Origin of the sequence: Methyloceanibacter stevinii, from assembly GCF_001723355.1 — a bacterium.
Taxonomy (GTDB): domain Bacteria; phylum Pseudomonadota; class Alphaproteobacteria; order Rhizobiales; family Methyloligellaceae; genus Methyloceanibacter; species Methyloceanibacter stevinii.
On record NZ_LPWE01000003.1, the window covers coordinates 102,404 to 123,604 of the forward strand.

The window sequence follows — 21,201 nt, forward strand, 5'->3', positions numbered from 1 at the left end:
AGGGCGTTGGCTAGGGGCGAGAGGTCGCTCTTCGGAGGGGGCCTAGTTGCGGCGCGCAGCGGCTCTCGTCACGCGTTGTTGCCATGCCAGTTCTAACGATTGTCTTCACGGTTTCTTGGGCAGGGTGTGCGCACAGTGAGGGTGTCGAACTCACGAGAAAGGGACTTCAGATGACGCGTCGGACGTACTTGTTGGCCGGAGTCGCCGTTTTGGCCCTGTCTGCTCAGTCTGTTGCGAAGGAACAGCCCGCGCCGGGCGAGCCCGTGACCTGGCATGCCACCAGCAAGACGGCAGACTCCATCACGGGAGACGTGGTGTATCTCCCCAACAGCCTAACCTTTGCCAACGGTACCTCGCTGACGATGACCGCCGTGGCCAATGCGCCGGCCCCTTGGGCCAGTTTTAGTGGCGGCTCGGATGGCGACGGGGAGATCTACAAGCTTGAGAGCCCGGCCGATCCGGAACTTCTCAACGGCAACAAGCTCTGCGGCATGCCCGACCAGCCCGTGACCTATGTGATGATCGCACCCAATCCGAAAGGCGACGAGATGGTCTTGGGGGTGTTCACGGGCGAAGACGCGCCGACGGCCACATCCGAACCATGCGCGACGTACAGTTACGAACTCTGACGCGCCAGTTGGACAGCGCTCGCGGGTAGGGGCTGCCTAGCTGGCTAGGGAGCGGTCAAGACGATGTCCACGGGCAGCGGCTTGCCGGCCTTGTGGGCCGCGATCCACCGCTTCAGTTCCGTGACATGCCCGCGTTCTTCCTCGACGAACTCCTTGGCCAGCGCCTTGATCTCCGGGTCCTTGGTGGTGTCGAGAACGGTCTTGTAAAAATCGAAGCCTGCGGTCTCGGCGTCCAACGCAATTTCCAACGCCGCGTCGCGGCCGATCATGGGGTCCGCGGCCCAGATCGCGGCTGTCTCGGGGCTCTCGAGCTCGGGCCAGCTGAAGTCCCCCGGTTTCAGATCGGGGATTTCACGGAACCCGGAGCGGGCTTTTGCCTCGCCGTAGTGGAGCCTCGAATATTCCGACAGTTGCCGGAACAACTTCCCGACGTTTCGATTGCCAGATGCGTCCATGGCGTCCGCGAGCTGGCCGAAACGTTCGGCCGCCTCGCGTTCCAGGTTCATAGCGTAGGCGAGAAACTCCTCTACACTTTCCATTGCGCTTTCCTCCACAGGTTCGCTGCTGCCCAGCCGGTGGCTGTGAACTCGCTCACACGGTGGCGGGTTGCTTGGCGCTCTTCTCCGCCCATTCCTCACGCGTGATCCAGGCCTCGATGACCTTGAGCCGCTCCGCCTTGTGCGCGACGAAGTCCCTGGCCACCGACGCGACCTCGGGGTTTTTGGTCGTGGCGGTCACCGAGACGTAGAACTCGTAGGCCCGCGTGGCGCCTTGCAACGCGACGCGGAGCACGCCGAGCCTTCTCAGCGTGGAATCGCCCGCGAAAGACGAACTTTGCTCCGGCCCAACCTGTTCGGGCCAAACATAGTCGGGGGGAACCGACTTGCCGTCGTCGATGCTTCCGGCGCGTGCTTTCGCCTCGCCAAGATGCATCCGCGCCGAGTCTGCCAGCTGCTCAAAGAGGCTCTCGAGCTCGGAGTCGCCACAGGCGCCCATGTCCTTGGCCAGCTGGTTGTAATGGTCGGCGGCATCTTCCTCGACCTTGACCGCGTAGCTGAGGAACTCATCCACCGTGGCGATCTGCAAGCCGCCGGCGAAGACCTTGGCCGCAGGGGTGATGTAGGGACCCTGATCGGGCACCGTGTCGTCGCCTTGGAAGGTGACGACGATGTCCTCGTGCCGCACGAAGCACTGGCAGGCGAGCCGGTAGCGCGGCGGCATGTCGTTGACCTCCGCGTCGTAGATCTCGTCCTTGGTGATCTTGCCGAGCTGCTTGAGGAGTTCCTTCTCCTTTTCCGTCAGCGCGATCGCGTTCTTGGTCGTCGGGCTGAGATGGCTGACCTCCACGAGGCACGAGCCGCATTCACCGTCCTGACAATCGAACGGGATGGGCACTTTGTGCGCCTTGGCCAGAGAGAGAATGGTCCCGCGATCTCCGGCGATCGCGTAAACGGTGACGTCCTTCGCCAGCTTCGGCGAGGAGAAGGTGACGTTGGCCACGGCGTGCCTCCGATCCTGACAGTTTGCCCAGCGAGGCCGCTTGGCCTCCGTCACTGGAAAGCAATCGCCATGCCAGGAGGAAAACGGCCCGATTTCAGGACACGCGCTCACCTCTCGGCGCCCCCGTTTGAGGGGAAACCGACAATCGCCGCGCGTTTGCTTGAGCCAGATCAAGAATTGGCGGAAGTCGGCCGAAGACCTAGCCTTCCAGTTCCTGCCGGACTTGCGCGTAGCTGATCATGGCGAAGAGAACGGTGCCGCCAGCGACATTGCCGAGCAGCGTCGGTATGAAGAAGCCGCCGAACGCCTGCCAGAAGCCCACCTCGCCGATGAGGACCATGTAGATCGCCTCCACCGAGCCGGCGATGATGTGGGTGAAGTCGCCGAGCGCGATGATGTAGGTGATCAGCGTGATGATGAATATCTCGGTTCCTTCGGAGGAGGGCAGCATCCACACCAGCGCGGCGATCAGCCAGCCGGCCATGATGCCCTTCATGAACATTTCGGTCGGGCTGTTGGCCATCAGATGCCGCCCGATCTCGGTGATCGCGTGTTGCGTGGTGTCGGAGAACGCGCCCGAATAGGCGAGGAAGGCAGCGAAGAAGAAACAGCCGACAAGGTTGCCGCCAAGGACGATGGCCCACAGGCGCAACACGTCCCACACGGCGCTCCAGTCCTTTCGCACCATGACGGGCAGGACAGCGGTGAGTGTGTTCTCCGTGAAGAGCTGCTGCCGGGCGAGGATGACGATCAGGAAGCCGACGCAATAGCCGAAGTCGGCGATGATCGCCGCGCTGGGGAAGCGTTGCAACTGCGCCTCGAGCAGCGCCTGCGACAGCACGGAGAAGCCGATCGATAGCCCTGCGGCCAGGGCGGACCACCACAGCGCGTTGAACCTGCGCGACAGTTCAGCTTCGCCCTCCAGGCGAATGATCTCGTACACCACGGCGGCGCGAAGCCGGCGGCGCTCCTTCGCCTCCTTGCTCTCCCGTCGTGTCAGCCCTTCTTGCGGCTGGGGTTCGTTTGAGCTTGAACCTTTGTCGGCCATAGGTTTCTGTGTCCCGAATCGCTTTGAGTGCCGGCGAAGTCTAGCGGACACGGCCGGACGCGCCCAACACCGCCGACGCGAGGATTGCCGCCTCATGGTAGACGCCGCTCCCCCAATCGCCTTCCTCAGCTTGATGCGCGACACGCCCCTGTGGGTGATCGGCGCCGTCGTGACGGCCGTGGTGGTGGGCTACGCGGTCGGGCTCATGCTGCTCACGCGCTTTCATTACGGCGCCGACCGTCTGAAGGAGAACAACGAGGTCGCAGGGTTCAAATATGCCGTGGTCGGTGTTTTGTACGCGGTGCTGCTGGCATTCGTCGTCATCGCCGTCTGGGAGGATTACACCCATACGGAGGACTCGGTACGCGACGAGGCCAAGGCAACCATCGACCTCTATCACGTCGCGTTGGCGTTGCCGGACGAGGGCAGCAATGTCCGTGAGGCGGTTCTGCGCTACACGAAGAGCGTCTACGACACTTCGTGGGATTCCATGGCGCTCGGCGGACGAAGCGAGGTCGTCGGCCGCAACCTCGTCGCCCTCAACCAGGCGATACTCGACCTGGAGCCCTCGAGCCGCAAGGAGCAGGTGCTGTTTCAGCAAGCACTCGACCTGCTTACGCTGATCACGGACAACCGCAACGAACGGCTGGACAGCGCCAATGGGTCGGTGCCGGGGGTGCTCTGGTTCGTGCTCATCGTCGGCGGCTTCATCACTCTCGGCTATCCCGCCTTCTTCGCGTCGTCCAATCTGGACGCGCAAGTTCTCATGACCGGGTCACTGGCGGCGCTGCTGGCGTTGACGCTGTTTCTCGGCATCGCCTTCGACTTTCCGTTCACGGGCGATCCGCACATTTCACGAGGGCCATTCGCCGACGCCTTGCTGCAGATGGACTAAGTCCGCGGTGCGCGCCAACCGGCGCGTATGCGTGAAAAGCCGTATACGGTCCAACCGGTTGGCGCAGAGGTTCGGAAGGCGTCTTGCACTGCAATATGATTGCGGCGTTTCCTCTGCACAAAGCGAATCGGTTGGTGTCCGTGAGGCACGAACGGCTGTATCGTGGAGCGCGCTGTGAAAGATTCGCGTGTTGCAGTTCAACGGTGTGATCTGTTGAATTGCCACAATGCGCATTATATGTGCGTATACCAAAAAAAAGGAGTTCACTTGCCATGTGGTGCGGCAAGCCTGGAGCACTAGTGAAGCGTAATCTGGAGTACGCGTCCTCGTGAACGGGTCGCTGAGCGACACCAAACAGCATCGGAGCAAACCAATGGCTACGAGAACAACTGGGAAGAAACGTACAGCGAGTAAGAAGTCACCAGCCCGCCGGACGGCGGCACGACGAACGGCGGCGCGTAGGCCGGCCGCTCGCAAGACGGCAGCCCGGAAGACGGCTGCTCGCAAGACCGGCGGCGCGGAAATCGACGGCTCGCAAATCCACTGCGCGCAAGTCCACCGCACGCAAGTCAACCGCACGCAAATCGACAGCGCGGAAATCGACGGCGCGGAAGAGTGCGGCCCGGAGGGGCACGGCACGAAAGTCCGCGGCCAAGAAATCCGCGGCCAAGAAGTCGGCACGAAAGGCCTCCGCTCGAAAAGCGCCAGCCAAGAAGTCGGCCGCTAAGAAGAAAACTGTCGCCAAAAAAGTCGGCAGTGAAGAAGGCGGCCGCGAAGAAGAAGGCCCCAGCGCGGAAGACGGCAGCCAGGAAGACGGCAGCCAAGAAAACTGTCGCGAAGAAGAAGACGGTCGCGAAGAAAGCGGCGCCGAAAAAGGCCGCTCCGAAAAGAGCTGCCCCGAAGAAGGTCGCCCCGAAGGCCGTGGCGCCAAAGACCGTGGCACCGGCACCGAAGCCTGCTGCGCCGCCGATGGCGCGGCCGGCACCAAGACCGCCTGTGGCCCAGCCGGTGCAACGGCCGCCATTGGCACAGCCGTCGCCGTCGCAGCCGTCGTCGCCCGGATTGGGCAGTACCCCATCGCGGCCAGGTGGTCCCGGAAGCGCCATACCCGGGTACACGCCGCCACGGCCGCCGATGCCCGGAACGACGCCGGGTCCGGCGCCCACGCCGATGCCTTATCGGCCTTCCTGGGCGCGGGACGACGACTAGACCGGTTGTCGCTGAAAACACGAAGGGCCAGCAGCGATGCTGGCCCTTCTTATTTTGTGCGCCTTCAAGTTTTGTGCGCTCTCAAGCAGTTGCGGCGTCCGTCCACGGACGGTACGCGGCGGGTTTTCTCCCGCCGGCAGGCCGAGCCGCGTGGGACCGGCCCCTAGACGCCCCTGAAGATATTGCCGACCGCGAGGATTACATAGGCGGCGATCGCCACCCAGAACTTGTACTCGCCGATGATCGGCAGCGGCATGAACGTGCTGAGCACCGCCAGAATCGCCAGAACGATCGAAATGACGAAGACCATGGTGGTTGGCGGAGATAGATTCATTGTCAAACCCTCCCTCATGTTGACGTTGAAACTGTAATCGTTTTCTGTGACTTTGCGAGCGCGGAACCGTGGCGCTCGTGCCACAGTGGCGGCCGTTTGCAGGGGCTCATCGCCGGGAATACAGGAGACGTGGGTATGGCGCCGATGATGCGGCTCATCCTTGGGCTTGGTGTACTTGTTCTGATTCTTTCGGCGGTAGCGCTTGGACTCCCGGCCTATGTCACAGCCACGCGGTCGGTGGTCATCAACGCACCGGAATACGTGATCTATCCGTACTTGAACAATCTGCGGAACCAGAAGGAATGGGCGCCGTGGGCGGTCAAGGACGAGAATATCAAGATGACCTATTCGGGGCCGCCCGAGGGCAACGGTGCAAAGGTTCAGTGGGAGAGCGACGTCGCCTCCGTTGGGGACGGCAGCATCCAGATCGTCGAGTCCGATCCGCCTCATAGCCTGACGCTGGCTGCGGATGTCAAAGGCGTCCAGGGGACGAGTAATTTCCAGCTGGTGCCCGACGGCGCCGGATCCAAAGTCACCTGGTCGTTTGAATTCGAATCCGGATCCAGCCCGATCAAGCGCTGGAAGGGCTTGATGCTCGACGGCTATATCGGAGAGGTCTACGAGGACGGCCTGGAGAAGCTGAAGCAGACCGTCGAATCCACAAGAGCACAGGCGAGGCCGCAGCCCGCGCCCGTCGCGCCGGTGGCGCCAGCGGAAACCCCCGAGGCCGGAACGCCTGAAGGCGGTGAATCGGTGGTGCCGGAACAGGCGCCGGCTTCTGATGCCCCGGCCGCCGAGGCCCCCGCAGAGCAGCCTTAAACGGCCGAGCGTCTTGCCGGGCAGCACTGAGCGCGGCCGCAAGCGGGCCTGCGTCGTGCGGGCTTAAGCCTAATTGCCGTCAGAGATCTAGAGTTTGCGCTGGTGCTCGATCGCGTGCGCTTCGGGTGCAGCCTTTGGGGCCGCTTGCGTTGCGCGCATGATCAAGGTGTCGAGCGGGCTGCAATCGAACAGTCCTGCTTCGCCCTTGGCGCCCTCGGCTTGGCGCGAGTCGAGGTGCGGATCCACGACCGGGCGCCCCGTGACGCGATAGACGCACGTCGCGCCGTCGTCAGCCGTAAAGGTGATGCTGTCGCCGATGCCCACCTTGCCGGAGCCGACATCGCCGAGCGCCACGTCGCCTTGCGCGGAACGCGGGCTGGATTTCTGGCTGGCCAGGGACGGGTTGGCGTCGCGGCTGGGCTCGGCGGCGACTTCCGTCATGTCACGGAATGAGGCGCTCAGTCCCAGCCGGCGCACCTTCGCCGACGGCAACGCCGACATGTGCTGCGAAACGTTCTGCCACGGCCACGCCTCGGCGGCGATTGATCGGACAGGGCCTTGGTCCACGCGCTCTGACGCAAGGACTGCGCGAGCCCGTCCTCGTTCATGGTGGGAAAGGCGTCGCGCACGTTGGACGCTGCGAACAACGCGACCAGCGCGGCGGAAGCGGCCAGGCACGTCTTTGCGGCAAGCCGCCGGCGCGGTGCCGGCATGGAAGACGGCTTCAAAGTCTGCTTTCGCATCAGACGCTCCTCCGGCTGCGCCGCGGCGCGGCCTTCGCGCGGGCGGGCTGCCGCTGCATCTGCAGCGCAACAAAGCCCAGCGTTCCGAGCAGAACAACACACACTGCCAAGGCTTCCAGCATTCCCAAAGGTCCCGTCACTTTCGTCGGTCCCAAACCGGGCCGATTCCCGTATGGCCGGAGACATTACCACAGAGTAGCGCCTCCGAAAGAGGCTGATGGACGCCCCGGCGTCGAGACTCTGGCGCCCGTACCCCGATATTCAAGTGCTGCATAGAGCTGGTTTCAAGCTAAACTGATATATTTCAATGACTTACCGTGCTTCAGTGTCTCATGGCCGGTCTGACGCAAGCGGATCGCGCCTCGCTTACCACACGCAAGCGTGAGTGCTGGCGGGGCGATACTTGCCGGTTTGCACACACCGCCGCGCGCGATGGCGCCCCATTTTGCCTTGCCGGAGGCGTTCCGTACCGTGTCTCGTCTCCTCCGAAAATCTATGGTGCAATGCACTTGCAGCAGAACAGGCGCACGCATAGGGTTGCCCAGATTTTTCCGCAGTGACTGCGCTTTCGCAGCCCTCTGAAATCGTCAGGAGCACTTCATGGGACTGGTTTCCCGCACGCTTGAACGGGTCAAGCCCTCACCGACAATGGCCATCACGAACAAGGCTCGTGAGATGAAGGCCGCCGGTTTTGACGTTATCGGCCTTGGCGCCGGGGAGCCCGATTTCGATACGCCGGACAACATCAAGGCGGCCGCGATCGAGGCGATCAACAGGGGCGAGACGAAGTACACAGCGTCGACGGCATCCCGGAGCTGAAGCAGGCGATCTGCGAGAAGTTCGCACGGGAGAACGGCCTGGAGTACCAGCCCGCAGAAGTGACGGTCGGCAGCGGCGGCAAGCACGTCCTGTACAACGCGCTCCTGGCCACGCTCGACCCCGGCGACGAGGTCGTGATCCCGGCGCCGTATTGGGTGAGCTATCCCGACATCGTGCTGCTGGCCGGTGCCGAGCCCGTCATCGTTGAGACGAAGCTCGAGGACGGCTTCAAGCTGCGCCCGAGGCCCTGGAAAAAGCGATCACACCGAAGACCAAGTGGTTCATCTTCAATTCGCCGTCCAATCCGACCGGTTCGGCCTATACGCGCGACGAGATCAAGGCGCTCACCGACGTGCTGCTGCGCCATGAGCGGGTGTGGATCCTGTCCGACGATATCTACGAGCATCTCGTCTATGACGGCTTCGAATTTTCGACGCCGGCCCAGGTCGAGCCCAAGCTCAAGGATCGCACTTTGACGCTGAACGGCGTGTCCAAGGCCTATTCGATGACCGGCTGGCGCATCGGCTATGCGGGCGGCCGGCCCCACTCATCAAGGCTATCGGCAAGCTGCAGTCGCAGTCCACGTCGAACCCGTGTTCGATCAGCCAGTGGGCGGCCGTCGAGGCTCTGCGCGGCTCTCAGGACTTCCTGGCCGATTGGGTCAAGGCGTTCCAGGAACGCCGCGACGTCGTTGTGTCCATGCTCAACGAGGCGGAAGGCATCACCTGCGCGACGCCCGAAGGCGCGTTCTATGTCTATCCGTCGTGTGCAGGCACGATCGGCAAGAAGACCCCGAAGGGCGATGTCATCGGGAACGACGGCGACTTCGCCGAGCTGCTTCTGCAGGAAGAAGGCGTTGCCGTCGTGCATGGCGAGGCCTTCGGGCTGTCGCCCTTCTTCCGTATTTCCTATGCGACCGGGATCGAGGCGCTGAAAGAGGCGTGCATGCGCATTCAGCGCTTCTGCGCTAGTCTCACGTGAGCGCGCGACACTGACAAAACAAAAAACGAATGAAGAGGCGGGGACGATGTCAGACGAACCAAAGATGAAGCTCTCCAAGCTCAGCACCGCGAACCAGTTCGCGGGCAAGATCATGGAGATCCGCAAAGGGGCCGTGACGGCCATCGTTTACGTGCAGATTGCCGGCGATACGATGGTGGAAGTCAGCGTGACGATCGCCTCGCTCGAGACGCTCAAGCTTTACGAGGGCAAGGCGGTCACGTTGATCGTCAACCCCGTCGACATCATGATCGGTTGCGAATAGCGCTGGACTCCCGTCCGTGCCTTTGACGGCGGAGGCCGTCCGGAGCGGGGCGCACGGCACAGCTATTGCATCGAGTCTCTAAGCCAGACCAACCCAGCAAGGCCATGGACAAGCTCGTCTTGGACGAACCCCATACTATTGTTGACCGCACCGCATGCGTGCTGCGGCTGGAAAAGGGACGTCGCATCGGATTTGCGGAGTACGGGGCGCCCGAAGGGCTGCCGGTAATTGTGCTGCACGGAACGCCGGGGTCGCGGATGCTGTTCGAAAGCACGGACTCCGTTGCACGTAAAATGGGATTCAGGATCGTTGCGCCCGACCGGGCCGGCTATGGCCTGTCGGATCCGCACCACCACGCAACCCTGAAGGATACAGCCTACGATATCCAAGCCTTGGTGAACGGTCTGGGCATCAACCGCTTCTTCCTGGTCGGTTTCTCCGGCGGCGGTCCCCATGCCTTGGCGGCGGCGCTTCTCATGCGAGACCGGATCCAGCAGGTTGGCCTGATCTCGCCGGTCGGGCTCGTTGCCGATGCCGAACGCGTATCCATGACCAGCCTGCAGCACTTCATCTTCTCCTATCTGGGGCATTCCGAGACCGCGGCGCGCGTCTATTTCGAGGGTGTGCGTTCGATGGTCACGTGGTTCCCGCACAGCGCCGAATATCTGGTGACCCAATACGCGACCGAGACGGACCGCGCCATTTTGGATCAATACGGTCTCCGCCATTCCTTGGGCACCAGCATGCGCGAAGGTCTGAGCCATTCGGTCGAGGGCGCCGTGCAGGATTTGCGCCTCTACTGCCATCCTTGGGGCTTGAACCTGCACAAGTTGGAGACGCCGGTTACGATTTGGCAGGGTAGTGAAGACACGATTGTGCCGCCCGAAGCGGCCTATCGTCTTGCGGAGGTGCTGCCGAATTGCCGGCTCGAAGTCATCGAGGGCATGGGACACTACTGGCTCTTCGGCGCATTTGAGCGAATCCTGGATCGGATCCGGACAAAGCCGCCACGCCGCAGCCGCGCAGCGCCACCCGCGCCGTAGCGCCGGGACTTACGTCTCCCCTCCCGTCTGTGGTCCAATACGGTCGTGATGACCGTGGCATTCACCCATTGCGCCCTTCAGGCGGCAGACCTCGACAAGTCCATCGACTTCTATGCGCGTTATTGCGGCATGGAGATCGTCAAGGAACACGGTGAGGACGACAAGCGCGTGGTCTGGCTGGCGAGCCCCGGTGCAAGCGGCCGGTTCGTTCTCGTTCTCCTTGGCGGCGGCGCCTTGCGGGCACAGGACGAAAGCGACATGACCCATTACGGGTTCGGCGTCGCGACGCGCGAAGAGGTGGACCGGATCGCGGCTCTTGCCCGGGACGACGGTTGCCTCCACTGGGAGCCGCACGAATACGCCCCGCCCACCGGCTATCTGTGCGGGGTCAAGGACCCCACCGGTTACATCGTCGAGTTCTCGTACGGGCAGCCGCTCGGGCCGCACGCGGTTTCGGAGTAGAGGTGAGCCGTCAGTTCTGGCTGTAGATGCGGCAGCAGCAGTCCTTCAGCCCGTCGGCGCGGAAATCGCACACGAGCTTCTCCTGGGCGCTGCGGCAGGACTGCGGCGGGGCGTTCGCGGCCAGGCCCCGGCTGCAGGTTTGCTTGTAGGGGATGCAATGGCCGCCGAGCATTTCGGAGTTCGGAGGACAGCCGCCCGCGGCAGCGCTGCCCGCACCGCCGGTCGACGGCGCAGCTGCCGGGGCCTCGTTCTTGTTGCCGCCCCAGAGCGATCCGCCGCCCCAGAGCCCGCCACCGCCGCCCCAGAGGCCGCCGCCCGAGGACCCGTCGCTCGGTGCGCTCGGCTTACCGCTGTCCGGGATGTCCGGCATCTTGCCGCGCCGGATGGCGCCGCCTTCGCTGCGGCAGCGATATCCTGTGCCGTCGTCGCCGCACACGATCTTCGCCCGTTGCACGAGGGTCTGGCCCGGTTGGGGCGGTGCGGAGAGGGCCGCGGCCCGGTCCTGGCCGACGGCGACCGGCGACAACCAAAGAACACTCAACAGCACGAAGGCGGTGACAAGACGCATGAGGAACTCCCGGCAGCTTTCGGCGACACCATACTGTCTCAGCGAGTGGATCAGAAGAGGCGAGGGGCCATTTGGGGGAGTCGAAGACGGGGCCCTTGCCAGACCCGATTTCCCTTGTCACGATGGTGTCGTCAAGGCTCGCGTAAGGACGAAGGGCCGGAACAAATCGGCCCACCTCGCGCGTTTTGCCTTGGCGCAAAACATGGGAGGAAGATATGGGCCAAGCGCAGGGCCAACCAGCCCGCAGCGCTCGCTGCATCGCACTGGTTGGCCCCTATCTCAGCGGAAAAACAACACTTCTTGAAGCCATTCTGGCGCGGACCGACGCCATCAAGAGGCAAGGTTCGGCGGCGGCCGGCAACACGGTCGGAGATGCCTCGGACGAGGCCCGCCATCACGGCATGAGTGTGGAGCTCAACGCCGCCACGGTCGAATTTCTCGGCGACACATTCACATTTCTCGACTGTCCGGGCTCGATCGAGTTCCAGGCCGATGCCGCCAATGTGCTTAGCGCCTGCGACGCGGCGGTCGTGGTGTGCGAGCCGGACGAGAAGAAGGTTCCGGCCCTGCAGCTCATCCTGAAGCAGCTCGAGGACCGGGGCATCCCCCACTTCCTGTTCCTGAACAAGATCGACAAGGCCGAAACCCGCGTGCGCGACATCGTGCCGATGCTGCAGCCCGCATCGACCGTGCCGCTGGTGCTGCGCCAGGTGCCGATCTGGGAAAACAGCATCGTCACGGGCTTCATCGATCTCGCCCTGGAGCGCGCGCACGTCTATCGCGAGCACGCGCCGTCCAAGGTGGTCGACATCCCCGACGCTCTCACCGACCGGGAGCAGGAGCGCCGCTTCTCGATGCTGGAGCAGCTTGCCGATTACGACGACGAGCTGATGGAACAGCTTCTCGAGGATGTGCCGCCGCCGCGCGACAAGGTCTTTGACGATTTGGCGGAGGACCTGCGCGAAGGCGTGATCTGTCCCGTGCTGTTGGGGTCGGCGGAGAACGGCAACGGTATTGCCCGGCTCCTGAAGGCCCTTCGCCACGAAGCCCCTTTTGTCGAAACGGCGGCTGAACGGCTCGGTGTGGCGGATGCCGCATCCTGCGCCTTCGTGATGAAGACGTTCCACACGGCTCATGCGGGCAAGCTGTCGCTCGTGCGGATTCTCGCCGGCACCTTCGCCGACGGGGATGCGGTCTTCGGCGGCGCGGCCGAGGAGCGTATCGCCGGGACCTTCGATGTCCTGGGTCAGGAGCCGGTCAAGCGCGGTCCGGGCAAGCCGGGTGACACGGTCGCTTTCGGGCGGCTCGAAAGCGTGCAGACCGGCGACACCTTGTCGACCGACAAGGCCGCGGTCCCGTCGATCGACCGGGCGGTCATGCCCGAGCCTGTTTTCGGCTTGGCGCTCGTCGCCAAGGAGAAGAAGGACGAGGTGAAGCTGACCACGGGCCTCGCCAAGATCGTCGAGGAGGATCCGTCGATCTCCGTCGCCCACGATCAGGACATGGGTCAGATGATCCTGTGGGGGCAGGGTGAGATGCATTTGCGCGTCGCCCTGGAACGCCTGATCCGCAAATACGGGGCGGCGGCCTCCACCTATCCGCGGGAGGTTCCCTACAAGGAATCGATCCGGAAGCAGGCGCAGGTGCGCGGGCGCCACAAGAAGCAGTCGGGCGGTCACGGCCAGTTCGGCGACGTGGTGCTCGACATCAAGCCGTTGCCGCGCGGGAGCGGCTTCACCTTCGCCGAGACCATCACCGGCGGCGTGGTGCCGAAGAACTACATCCCGTCCGTCGAACACGGTGTGCGCGACTATCTGCACACGGGGCCGTTGGGTTTCCAGGTGGTGGATGTGGCGGTGTGCCTGGTCGATGGGTCCTACCACTCGGTCGACAGCTCCGACATGGCGTTCCGCCAGGCCGGCCGGCTGGCGATGGCCGAGGGGATGCCGCAGTGTCAGCCGGTGCTGCTGGAGCCCATCATGGCCGTGGAGATCGCGGTTCCGTCGGAGGCGACCCCCCGGGTCAATTCCATCGTCTCCTCGCACCGCGGCCAGATTCTCGGCTTCGATGCCCGTCCGGGCTGGCCGGGCTGGGACGTGGTTCAAGCCCATATTCCCGAAGCCGAAATCCAGACCCTGATCGTGGAATTGCGGTCGGCGACGGCGGGCGTGGGAACGTTCCAGGCCCGGCACGATCATTTGGCCGAATTGGTGGGCAAAGCCGCCGATCAGGTGCTGTCCCACCGGCGCGATCAGGCTGCCTGATTGCGCTGGATCAAGGGTGGGCGGGGTGATTCGTTCTGGGTCGTCTGGTAGGCTTGGAGCTACCAAATTTTGGCCCCGGGCCTTGCCCCGCGTCTCCCATACCGGTAGACGATGGTGCCTTATACTTTCGTCTGATGTCAGTTAGCTTCCAGAGGGTAATCCCATGACTGTATTTCCAGCTCTCGTAATCCCGGAGACACTTGCCGCAGGCCCCGGGCCCGGCAACACGGATCCCCGCGTGCTCGAGGCTTTCGCCAAGACCGGCGTCGCCGACCACATGCAAGCCGACGTGCTGCGCGGCATGAAGGAGGCGAAGCTGATGCTCCGCGAATTGTGGGGCACCAAGAATGTCTACACCTTTGGCGTTGCGGGCACGGGCTGGGACGGTCTGGATTGCGTGCACAGCCTGATCCTTCCGGGCGACGAGGTCGTGGCGTTCGTCAACGGCACCTTCTCCAGCATCGACGGCCTGACCATTCGCATGAAGGCCGCCACCCAGGAGGAACTCGCCGAGAATTCGCTCGATCCGAAGCCGGCCAGCGTGAAGATCATCGATACGCCGCACGGCCAGTCGATCTCCGCCGAAACCATCGACAAGGCGCTTGCCGAGCACAAGCCCATGTGGGCCTTCATGGCGCATTGGGAGACGGGCTCGGGCCGCGTGAACGACCTCAAGGGCTTCTCCGACGCCTGCGTGAAGCACGGTGTCATGGGCATCGTCGATGCCGTGTCGAGCCTTGGCGTCGGCGATTTCAATATCGACGACTATCCGGGCGTGGTGGCCTGGGCGTCCTGTCCGCAGAAGGGCGTGCTGTCCCTGCCGTTGACTTACGCGCCGGTCAGCTTCACCGACAAGGCGATCGAGATGGTCAAGAAGCGGGGCTGCCGGACTTTCGTCCATCATCCGATTCTGGACGCGCGTCACTGGGGCATCATCGACGGCAAGGACGTCGACACCCCCGTCTACCACCAGACCCATTCCGGCTATGCCGTGGCCGCCTTCCACGAGGCGCTGCGCATCATTCTGGGCTACGGCCGCGCCCGCAAGGCGTCGGACTACAAGTATCACGAGGCTGCGCTGCGCCAGGCCGTTGAGGCCATGGGCTGCGAGGTCACGTCGAACATGCCGAGCCTCGTGGTGCTGAACCTGCCGGGCAAGCTGGCCGGTCGCGAGAAGGAACTGGTCCAGGGCGCACGTGCGCAGGGCTTCGGCATCTGGCCGACCCTGTCCGAGCCCGTTCAGGTCCGTATCGGTATCCTCAACCAGCTTTCGCCGGAGCAGATCACCGAGATCGTCAGCCGTTTCGCCGACTCCATGCTCGCCATGGGCGCCGAGTTCGACAAGGCGACCGTGTTGAACCAGCTGAAGTCCTACTACGCCAAAGCCGCGTAAGGGTGGCCGCGTAAGACGGATCAGCCCGGCGATCCTCTTCCCGATTGGGAAAGTTGAATGGCTTCGCAAAGCCGCCGGAATGTTAGAACACTGCGATCAGCGCCCGTGCCCCTGGCCGTGGCGCTGATCGCGCTTTCCTTCCTCCTCGTTCCAGGCATCCGCGCGCAAGCGGAGGAGCCTGAGGACTTTTCCGAGATCAGCCGCGAAATTCCGGCGCTCGCCGCCCGTGCCAAAATGAATGAGGCCGAGGCGCTGGCTGAGCGCTATGTGGCGGACGCGGCGCTGAGGCCGGCAAAGACAGTCCCGAATACGCCACGGCGCTGACCTGGCTCGGCTGGGTCTACAAGCAGCAACAGCGCTACGCCGACGCCGAGCCACTGCTCAAGCAGGCGCTTGCGATCCGCGAGAAGGCCTATGGGCCCAATCATCCCCTCGTCGCGACCAGCCTGAATAATCTCGCCGGGCTCTACGAGCAGCAGGACCGGTTCGCGGACGCCGAGTCGCTCCTGGTCCGCGTGGAGGCCATTCGCGCCAAGGCGGTCGGGCGCGGCATGCTCGAGGCGCTGCCGCTCGAAATTCAGGAGCTTCAGGCGAAGGGCAAAGATGCGGAAGCTGCCCGTCTGGCCGACCATTACGTCGCGCTGTCCAAGGAGCGCTACGGCGCCGATCAGCCGGGCGTGGTGCCGGCGCTGGTCGAAGCTGCATTCGTGTTCCAGCAGCAGGGCAAGCTCGGCAAGGCGGAGGCACTGCTGAAGAAGGCTCTCGCGATCCGCGTCGCCGCGTTCGGCCCGCGCAGCGTCGAGGTGGCCGACAGCGCCGAGCAGCTTGCCTATCTCTATAAGAACGCCAAGCGCTACAAGGACGCCGTGCGCGCCATGAAGCGCGCGCTGTCCATCCGGCAGGCCGAGTATGGCGCGCGCAACGAAAAGTCCATTGCGACCATGGAGGCGCTGGCCGGTGTCTACATGGCCGCAGGCCGCACCAAGGAGGCGGAGAAGACGTTTGCCGCCGCCCGCAAGCTCGAAGGCAAGAAGGTGCGGCGCTACGCCTATATGCGCCAGGAGACCTCCTACGCGGTAGTGAAGGTCTTCTATGCCACGGACCGCAAGAACACCGGCAAGACCGATCCCGCCTCCGTCTATGGCGGCGACAGGGGCCCGCTGACATTCGGCGTCGCGGCGGTCGGCATCCCGCCTGGACACCAGGTCGGCGTGGTCGAAACGCCGTCGATCTGGCGGCTCGAATGGTGCAACGATCCAGACCAGTTCGTGGTGCTGCTTTCGGTGGACGAGGTCGACAAGACCAAATTCTTCGATGACGTCGCGGCCCGTGTGAAGAGTTCGGACCGCAAGTCCGCCTTCGTCTTCGTGCATGGCTACAACGTGGCCTTCGTCGATGCTGCGCGGCGGACGGCGCAGATCACCTACGACCTCGGCTTCGGTGGTGCGCCGGTACTCTACAGCTGGCCGTCACAAGCTAGCTACGCCTCGTACAAGGTGGACGAGACCAACGCGGAGTGGGCGCGGCTCGACTTCAAGAACTTCCTGAAAGACTTCGTCGCGCAGTCCGGCGCGGAGCACATCTATCTCATCGCCCACAGCATGGGTACGCGCGTCCTGACGGGCGCGCTGAAGGAACTCGTGCTGGAAGACCCGAGCATCCGCGAGAAGTTCGACGAGATCATTCTTGCGGCGCCCGATATCGACGCGGACACGTTCAAGCGCGACATCGCGCCGAAGATCCTGGCGGGCGAGGGCGGGACGACGCTCTATGCCTCCTCGGGCGACTACGCGCTGCTGGCGTCGAAGACCTTTGCCGGCTATCCGCGCGCGGGCGATACGGCCGACGGCGTGATTATCGCGCCCGGCGTCGACACGATCGATGCGAGCGCCATCCGTACCGACTTCGTCGGCCACGGCTATTACGGGGACTCGGACACGGTGCTCGGCGATCTGCGCGATCTCATTCTCGAAGGCAAGCGCCCGGACAAGCGCTCGCGCCTTGCGCCGGTGAAAACCGATGGCGGGCGCTACTGGACCTTCACGGAAAAGCCAAAGCCGGCCGCCACGCCATAGGCGGCGACAGCCGGTCCGCGTCAGAGCCAGGCGTCAGTTCGTGCGGGGGTTCTGCTGGCGCCATTCGCCGGGGCGCTGGAAGGTGCCGGCCCAGATGCCTTTGCCGGCCGCGCGGGCCTCGCTTTCCGCACCGGCATAGGCGTAGCCCGTTTGCCGGCCGAGATCGATCGCGTAGCCTCCCGCACCATGGCCTCGCCGATATCCGGCACGCCCTTGGCCCCGCACTGGGCGACGTTGCGGCCGTATTTGTCGGTTGCCTGCTCGACGCAGGAGACATCGCCGCCCTTGATGAGCTTGGCGAGTTCGGTTTTCGCGGCGCGGCCGCACGACCATTCCTTGCCCTTGGCGTCGGTGCAGGTCTGGTGGAGTTCCGGCGCGTCGATGGCGAAGATGCGGTAATCCTCACCGTTGCTGGCGCGCAAGGAATCGCCATCGACGGCGACGAGCTTCGCGCCCGGACCGATCATCTCGGATTCCATCCCGCAATAGCGGTTCAGCAGCAAGACCAGACCCAGCACGAGCAGCAGGGCGATCGCGCGCCCCAGCTGATTGATGAGCGTCCGCCGCGTCATCGGCGTAGACCGCCGCCGGGTCGACGTACTACTCCGGGTCTGGAAGTTGTCTTTCGGGCCATCAGCCGCCATCGATCTGGGCGCCGACAATCGCGATCGTCTGTTGGTAGACGCCAGCGGCATTCCAGCCCTGGATGGCCCGATAGTTCGGCTGACCGGGCTGATAGCCGGCGCCGGGCCGCCAGCCGTGACCGCGCAGGAAGTTGGCGGTGGAGGCCAGGGCGTCGGCCTTGTTGTTGAGATCGACGCGGCCGTCACCGCTGCCGTCGACGCCGTAGAGCAGGACGTTGCGCGGCAGAAACTGTGTATGGCCGACTTCGCCATGCATGGCGCCGACCTGGCTCGGGCTCAAGGCGCCCCGGTCGACGAGCTGCAGGGCCGCGTAGAGATGCGGCCGGAAGAAGTCGGGCCGCCGGCAGTCATAGGCGAGGGTGGCGACCGCCGAGATCGTGTTCTGGCGGCCCATGTAGCGCCCAAAGCCCGTCTCCATGCCCCAGATCGCGATCAACGGTCCGGGCGGCACGCCGTACCGGCGCTCGATTGCGTTGAAGAGGGCCGCGTTCGAGGCCTTATAGCGCCTGCCTTGCGAAGCGATGGCGGAGGCGCCGCGCTTCTTCATGAACTGGTCCAGGGACAGCTTGAAGCTGTGCTGGCCTCGGTCGGCCTTGATGGTGCCGTAGGCGTAACGGGTGCCCATGAGCGCATTGATGCCGCGCTGGCCGATGCCGTTGGCCTTGGCTTCCTGTGCGAAGGAGCGTTTCCACGCTTCGAAACCGTTGGCGTTGTTGCCGCAGCGCGCGGCGAGCGCCGGGGCGGCGGTCAGAATAAGAAGGGCGCTCGCGAGCGCGATCAGTCGGGTGTACGCCATCAGGGCCTTCCATCGTTCAGGAGGCACCGGGCGAGAGCCGTCCCGAGCCACCGTCCTTGAGTGTCCTCCGCCCGAGCGTTCTCGATTCGCTCAAGCCTATCAAGCAAAGCTCCGTTCCCCGCGGCAGCCGTTGTAGCGTGAGGATTCGCCGCTTGGCAATCGGCGCCTGATGCCTCCAGCGCGTAATTTTGCGCGCATGACAGCGCGTGCATGGCCGATGCGCCATGCACGTAGGAGACCCTTGGATTGGGGGTGACCATGCGCGCCGTGGCATGGCGCACGAGGGGCCATGTGCGCGTTCGGCGTCGCTTAGCGCTTCGGGCGGCCCGTCTGCATGTTTTGCAGGGCGTCCGCCATTAGCCACGACAATTGCTGCGCCTGGATGCCGAAGGTCTGCATCTGCGTTTGCACGTAGCGGCTCTGCAGCGTCATGACCTCCTGCAGATCGTGGGCCTTGGCCATGTCGCTCGCCAGCGCAAACGAGCGCTCGGCGTTTTCCTTGGCGAAGCCAATCGCGCGATCCTGAATCGTCTTGAAGTTCTTCGCCTCTGGCACGCCGGACGCGGACCAAGCGTTCATCGCTTGGCTCATGAACTCCATGAACTGGCCATAAGCCACGCGTGCTTGCTCGACGTTCTTCTCGGCCAAGTCACGCATGTCTGTTGGAAATTCGAACATTTGTTTCTTATTCATGGGTTCCCTTTCAGCCCGGCTCTCTTCTTCAAAGGGCCCTGAGCCCAACGCGATACGGGACATAGAATACAGCATATTCGGCCACGAAAGCTATGTCAGGGGCCTTAAGGAACGCTTGCCGCCCCGCCCCCCCAAAGGCCCGTAAACCGTGCTTTTGGGGCCTTCCGGGCCCGTTCTCGCTTGGTATGGTGAACTGATCGTGGCAGTTAGCTGAAGCCATGGCGGGGATTCACGACAGCTTGACGGCGGGTTCGGCGTCCAAGGCGGATGCCGCTCCCTCCCAGAGGGAGCCTACGCCAAGGGTGCCATCAGCAAGGGAGCTAACACCAAGGGCGCTGGCCACCGGCCTGATCCTCGGCGCGCTCCTGGCCCCCTGCAATGTCTATTCAGGCTGAAGATCGGCTGGTCGTTCAACATGTCGATCACCGCCTTGCTGCTGGCCTTTGCGTTTTGGGCGCCCATAACGCGGCTTCTGCGGCGCCCGTCCTGGGGCATGCTCGAGAGCAACATCAATCAAACCACGGCCTCGGCCGCCGCGGCCATTACGTCGAGCGGCCTCGTCGCGCCGATCCCGGCGCTGGCGGCGATGACGGGCGAGAACCTGCCCTGGCTACCCCTCATCGTCTGGGTGTTCTCGGTGAGCTTCCTCGGCGTGTGGATCGGCTGGTTCCTGCGGCCGCGGATGATCGAGCAGTCCGATCTCGTCTTTCCCGCCGGCATGGCGGCGGCACAGACCATGCGCGATATGTTCGCCCATGCGGACGAGGCGATGTCGCGGGTCAAGGTCCTGATGTCGTCTCTGGTGGGCGCGATCCTGTTCAACGTACTCGACAAGCTGGTCTGGCAAATCCCGAGGGTGGGGCCCACCCTGACCGCCTCGAAGCTGACCTTCGTGTTCGATCCATCGCTGCTGCTGCTGGGCTTCGGCGGCATCATCGGCTTGCGGGCGGGCCTCGGCTTGCTGATCGGCGCGCTGCTCGCGTGGGGTCTGATCGGGCCCGTGTTGATCGAGCACGGGATCGTTCAGGTCTCGGAAAGCCAGGTGAGCTGGTTCGAGCCGCTGGTCGGCTGGCTGCTCTGGCCGGGGGTCGCCGTGATGGTGGCGGCCAGTCTCACCAGCTTCGCCGCCTCGCTGTTCGCGGTCTCGAAACACCATCCGCACGGTCAGGCGCCCACACGCGCATCCGGGAACGGCTGGTTTCAGTTCGCCGGGTTTACCGTCGCGGCGGCGCTCGCCATCGTGCTCCAGGTCGTCCTGTTCAATGTGCATTGGACGATGGCGCTGGCGTCCATCCCCGTGGCCTTCGTGCTGGCCACGGTGGCCGCCCGCGTCGTCGGAGAGACATCGGTCGCGCCGATCGGGGCGATCGGCAAGGTCTCACAGCTGACATTTGGGGCTATGGCCCCGGGCCAGCCCATCACCAATCTCATGACCGCCAATGTAGCGGGCGGGTCGGCGGGCCAGTCTGCGGACCTTCTCAACGATTTTCGCGCGGGCCATGAGGTCGGTGCGCATCCGGCGCGCCAGGTCGTGGCCCAGTGCGCGGGCGTCGTGGTCGGCAGCATCGTCAGCAGTCTCGTGTACCTGATGCTGATCCCGGATCCGGCCACGCAACTGTTCACGCCGGAATGGCCCGCGCCCGCCGTCGCCGTTTGGAAGGCAGTGGCGGAGGCCCTCAGCGACGGACTTGGCGGGATCGCCCCGTCCGCGCTTTGGGCCATGGCCGTCGGCGGGGTGCTCGGCGTGGTGCTGGCTCTGTTGGAGCGCTGGCTGGACCCGAAACGTCTGATCTTCGTGCCGAGCGGGGCGGCACTGGGCCTCGCCTTCGTGATCCCGGCCAGCACGTCGCTGATGCTGTTCGCGGGCGCGGGGCTGGCCGCCATCGCGCATAAATTCGCACCCCACTGGGCCGCGCGTTTTCTCTTGAGCGTGGCCGCAGGATTGGTGGCGGGCGAAAGCCTGTTCGGCGTCGTTTCGGTGTGGTTCTGAGGGCTACCGAGAG

21 protein-coding genes and 1 pseudogene are annotated in these 21,201 nt (G+C 64.2%); 13 read left to right on the forward strand and 9 right to left on the reverse strand.

The window, feature by feature from the left end:
* Nucleotides 1-170 precede the first annotated feature (170 nt).
* On the forward strand, nucleotides 171-629 hold the full coding sequence (locus AUC70_RS02100) for a hypothetical protein (RefSeq protein ID WP_069443372.1): 459 nt from the start codon (nucleotides 171-173) through the stop codon (nucleotides 627-629).
* A 44-nt stretch (nucleotides 630-673) separates the two neighbouring features.
* Here the strand turns inward: AUC70_RS02100 and AUC70_RS02105 are convergent, their stop codons facing one another.
* From AUC70_RS02105 to AUC70_RS02115, 3 genes are all read right to left on the reverse strand, one after another.
* A complete protein-coding gene (locus AUC70_RS02105; protein WP_069443428.1) occupies nucleotides 674-1,168 on the reverse strand; it encodes a ferritin-like domain-containing protein in 495 nt (164 codons plus the stop codon).
* A 52-nt stretch (nucleotides 1,169-1,220) separates the two neighbouring features.
* A complete protein-coding gene (locus tag AUC70_RS02110; protein ID WP_069443373.1) occupies nucleotides 1,221-2,129 on the reverse strand; it encodes a 2Fe-2S iron-sulfur cluster-binding protein in 909 nt (302 codons plus the stop codon).
* Between the two features lie 199 nt (nucleotides 2,130-2,328).
* Entirely contained in the window at nucleotides 2,329-3,177 is an 849-nt protein-coding gene (locus AUC70_RS02115; protein ID WP_083241170.1) for a formate/nitrite transporter family protein, read from the reverse strand.
* Between the two features lie 94 nt (nucleotides 3,178-3,271).
* On the opposite strand from AUC70_RS02115, the gene AUC70_RS02120 reads away from it, so the two are divergent.
* Both AUC70_RS02120 and AUC70_RS18720 read left to right on the forward strand, forming a co-directional pair.
* On the forward strand, nucleotides 3,272-4,072 hold the full coding sequence (locus AUC70_RS02120; protein WP_069443375.1) for a bestrophin-like domain: 801 nt from the start codon (nucleotides 3,272-3,274) through the stop codon (nucleotides 4,070-4,072).
* Nucleotides 4,073-4,569: 497 nt separating this feature from the next.
* Entirely contained in the window at nucleotides 4,570-5,448 is an 879-nt protein-coding gene (locus AUC70_RS18720; protein WP_425283576.1) for a histone H1-like repetitive region-containing protein, read from the forward strand.
* On the opposite strand, the gene AUC70_RS17290 is transcribed toward AUC70_RS18720, so the two are convergent.
* The gene (locus tag AUC70_RS17290) at nucleotides 5,445-5,615 is read right to left on the reverse strand and encodes a hypothetical protein (RefSeq protein ID WP_162273585.1); all 171 of its coding nucleotides are present in this window, start codon (nucleotides 5,613-5,615) and stop codon (nucleotides 5,445-5,447) included. The two genes, AUC70_RS18720 and AUC70_RS17290, sit on opposite strands and share 4 nt — an antisense overlap.
* A gap of 135 nt (nucleotides 5,616-5,750) precedes the next feature.
* Here AUC70_RS17290 and AUC70_RS02130 point away from each other — a divergent pair, with 135 nt between their 5' ends.
* Nucleotides 5,751-6,434, forward strand: coding sequence for an SRPBCC family protein (locus tag AUC70_RS02130; protein ID WP_069443377.1), 684 nt, complete (start codon nucleotides 5,751-5,753; stop codon nucleotides 6,432-6,434).
* Nucleotides 6,435-6,521: 87 nt separating this feature from the next.
* Here the strand turns inward: AUC70_RS02130 and AUC70_RS02135 are convergent, their stop codons facing one another.
* A complete protein-coding gene (locus tag AUC70_RS02135) occupies nucleotides 6,522-6,935 on the reverse strand; it encodes a hypothetical protein (protein WP_069443378.1) in 414 nt (137 codons plus the stop codon).
* An 842-nt stretch (nucleotides 6,936-7,777) separates the two neighbouring features.
* Here AUC70_RS02135 and AUC70_RS02140 point away from each other — a divergent pair.
* The 4 genes and pseudogenes from AUC70_RS02140 (at nucleotide 7,778) to AUC70_RS02155 (ending at nucleotide 10,765) form a co-directional block, all read left to right on the forward strand.
* Nucleotides 7,778-8,977, forward strand: a pseudogene (locus AUC70_RS02140) (pyridoxal phosphate-dependent aminotransferase).
* Between the two features lie 46 nt (nucleotides 8,978-9,023).
* Nucleotides 9,024-9,260 (forward strand): TOBE domain-containing protein, encoded by a 237-nt coding sequence (locus tag AUC70_RS02145; protein WP_083241172.1) that lies wholly within the window; start codon nucleotides 9,024-9,026, stop codon nucleotides 9,258-9,260.
* 104 nt (nucleotides 9,261-9,364) lie between these two features.
* On the forward strand, nucleotides 9,365-10,303 hold the full coding sequence (locus AUC70_RS02150; protein ID WP_069443380.1) for an alpha/beta fold hydrolase: 939 nt from the start codon (nucleotides 9,365-9,367) through the stop codon (nucleotides 10,301-10,303).
* 48 nt (nucleotides 10,304-10,351) lie between these two features.
* The gene (locus AUC70_RS02155) at nucleotides 10,352-10,765 is read left to right on the forward strand and encodes a VOC family protein (protein WP_069443381.1); all 414 of its coding nucleotides are present in this window, start codon (nucleotides 10,352-10,354) and stop codon (nucleotides 10,763-10,765) included.
* A gap of 10 nt (nucleotides 10,766-10,775) precedes the next feature.
* Here AUC70_RS02155 and AUC70_RS02160 read toward each other — a convergent pair whose 3' ends face one another.
* The gene (locus tag AUC70_RS02160) at nucleotides 10,776-11,333 is read right to left on the reverse strand and encodes a hypothetical protein (RefSeq protein ID WP_069443382.1); all 558 of its coding nucleotides are present in this window, start codon (nucleotides 11,331-11,333) and stop codon (nucleotides 10,776-10,778) included.
* 215 nt (nucleotides 11,334-11,548) lie between these two features.
* Between AUC70_RS02160 and AUC70_RS02165 the strand changes: the two genes are divergently transcribed.
* The 4 genes from AUC70_RS02165 to AUC70_RS15975 all read left to right on the forward strand — a co-directional run bounded on the left by AUC70_RS02165 (nucleotide 11,549) and on the right by AUC70_RS15975 (nucleotide 17,065).
* Entirely contained in the window at nucleotides 11,549-13,597 is a 2,049-nt protein-coding gene (locus AUC70_RS02165) for an elongation factor G (protein ID WP_069443383.1), read from the forward strand.
* 163 nt (nucleotides 13,598-13,760) lie between these two features.
* Nucleotides 13,761-14,990 carry a pyridoxal-phosphate-dependent aminotransferase family protein gene (locus AUC70_RS02170; RefSeq protein ID WP_069443384.1) on the forward strand — a complete coding sequence of 410 codons (1,230 nt, stop codon included), beginning with the start codon at nucleotides 13,761-13,763 and terminating at the stop codon, nucleotides 14,988-14,990.
* A gap of 57 nt (nucleotides 14,991-15,047) precedes the next feature.
* Entirely contained in the window at nucleotides 15,048-15,314 is a 267-nt protein-coding gene (locus AUC70_RS02175; protein WP_141701899.1) for a hypothetical protein, read from the forward strand.
* Nucleotides 15,311-17,065: an alpha/beta fold hydrolase gene (locus AUC70_RS15975; RefSeq protein ID WP_280138196.1), complete on the forward strand. Its 1,755-nt coding sequence runs from the start codon at nucleotides 15,311-15,313 to the stop codon at nucleotides 17,063-17,065. Before AUC70_RS02175 ends, AUC70_RS15975 begins: the two co-directional genes overlap by 4 nt.
* A gap of 20 nt (nucleotides 17,066-17,085) precedes the next feature.
* Here AUC70_RS15975 and AUC70_RS02185 read toward each other — a convergent pair whose 3' ends face one another.
* The 3 genes from AUC70_RS02185 to AUC70_RS02195 all read right to left on the reverse strand — a co-directional run bounded on the left by AUC70_RS02185 (nucleotide 17,086) and on the right by AUC70_RS02195 (nucleotide 19,261).
* Nucleotides 17,086-17,637 carry a thermonuclease family protein gene (locus AUC70_RS02185; RefSeq protein WP_244505462.1) on the reverse strand — a complete coding sequence of 184 codons (552 nt, stop codon included), beginning with the start codon at nucleotides 17,635-17,637 and terminating at the stop codon, nucleotides 17,086-17,088.
* Between the two features lie 61 nt (nucleotides 17,638-17,698).
* Complete coding sequence (locus tag AUC70_RS02190; protein WP_069443386.1) at nucleotides 17,699-18,505, reverse strand: lytic murein transglycosylase; 807 nt, start codon at nucleotides 18,503-18,505, stop codon at nucleotides 17,699-17,701.
* 309 nt (nucleotides 18,506-18,814) lie between these two features.
* Nucleotides 18,815-19,261, reverse strand: coding sequence for a phasin family protein (locus AUC70_RS02195; protein WP_158007329.1), 447 nt, complete (start codon nucleotides 19,259-19,261; stop codon nucleotides 18,815-18,817).
* Between the two features lie 328 nt (nucleotides 19,262-19,589).
* Between AUC70_RS02195 and AUC70_RS02200 the strand changes: the two genes are divergently transcribed.
* The gene (locus AUC70_RS02200; protein ID WP_280138197.1) at nucleotides 19,590-21,188 is read left to right on the forward strand and encodes an OPT/YSL family transporter; all 1,599 of its coding nucleotides are present in this window, start codon (nucleotides 19,590-19,592) and stop codon (nucleotides 21,186-21,188) included.
* The last annotated feature ends 13 nt before the right edge of the window (nucleotides 21,189-21,201 follow it).

What these genes read in the sequence shown, in the direction of transcription:
- AUC70_RS02100 (WP_069443372.1), top strand. Translation starts at nt 171, where the DNA reads ATGACGCGTCGGACGTACTTGTTGGCCGGAGTCGCCGTTTTGGCCCTG.
- AUC70_RS02105 (WP_069443428.1), bottom strand. Translation starts at nt 1,168, where the DNA reads ATGGAAAGTGTAGAGGAGTTTCTCGCCTACGCTATGAACCTGGAACGC.
- AUC70_RS02115 (WP_083241170.1), bottom strand. Translation starts at nt 3,177, where the DNA reads ATGGCCGACAAAGGTTCAAGCTCAAACGAACCCCAGCCGCAAGAAGGG.
- AUC70_RS02120 (WP_069443375.1), top strand. Translation starts at nt 3,272, where the DNA reads ATGGTAGACGCCGCTCCCCCAATCGCCTTCCTCAGCTTGATGCGCGAC.
- AUC70_RS17290 (WP_162273585.1), bottom strand. Translation starts at nt 5,615, where the DNA reads ATGAATCTATCTCCGCCAACCACCATGGTCTTCGTCATTTCGATCGTT.
- AUC70_RS02130 (WP_069443377.1), top strand. Translation starts at nt 5,751, where the DNA reads ATGGCGCCGATGATGCGGCTCATCCTTGGGCTTGGTGTACTTGTTCTG.
- AUC70_RS02135 (WP_069443378.1), bottom strand. Translation starts at nt 6,935, where the DNA reads ATGTCGGCGTTGCCGTCGGCGAAGGTGCGCCGGCTGGGACTGAGCGCC.
- AUC70_RS02145 (WP_083241172.1), top strand. Translation starts at nt 9,024, where the DNA reads ATGTCAGACGAACCAAAGATGAAGCTCTCCAAGCTCAGCACCGCGAAC.
- AUC70_RS02150 (WP_069443380.1), top strand. Translation starts at nt 9,365, where the DNA reads ATGGACAAGCTCGTCTTGGACGAACCCCATACTATTGTTGACCGCACC.
- AUC70_RS02155 (WP_069443381.1), top strand. Translation starts at nt 10,352, where the DNA reads ATGACCGTGGCATTCACCCATTGCGCCCTTCAGGCGGCAGACCTCGAC.
- AUC70_RS02160 (WP_069443382.1), bottom strand. Translation starts at nt 11,333, where the DNA reads ATGCGTCTTGTCACCGCCTTCGTGCTGTTGAGTGTTCTTTGGTTGTCG.
- AUC70_RS02165 (WP_069443383.1), top strand. Translation starts at nt 11,549, where the DNA reads ATGGGCCAAGCGCAGGGCCAACCAGCCCGCAGCGCTCGCTGCATCGCA.
- AUC70_RS02170 (WP_069443384.1), top strand. Translation starts at nt 13,761, where the DNA reads ATGACTGTATTTCCAGCTCTCGTAATCCCGGAGACACTTGCCGCAGGC.
- AUC70_RS02175 (WP_141701899.1), top strand. Translation starts at nt 15,048, where the DNA reads ATGGCTTCGCAAAGCCGCCGGAATGTTAGAACACTGCGATCAGCGCCC.
- AUC70_RS02185 (WP_244505462.1), bottom strand. Translation starts at nt 17,637, where the DNA reads ATGACGCGGCGGACGCTCATCAATCAGCTGGGGCGCGCGATCGCCCTG.
- AUC70_RS02190 (WP_069443386.1), bottom strand. Translation starts at nt 18,505, where the DNA reads ATGGCGTACACCCGACTGATCGCGCTCGCGAGCGCCCTTCTTATTCTG.
- AUC70_RS02195 (WP_158007329.1), bottom strand. Translation starts at nt 19,261, where the DNA reads ATGTCCCGTATCGCGTTGGGCTCAGGGCCCTTTGAAGAAGAGAGCCGG.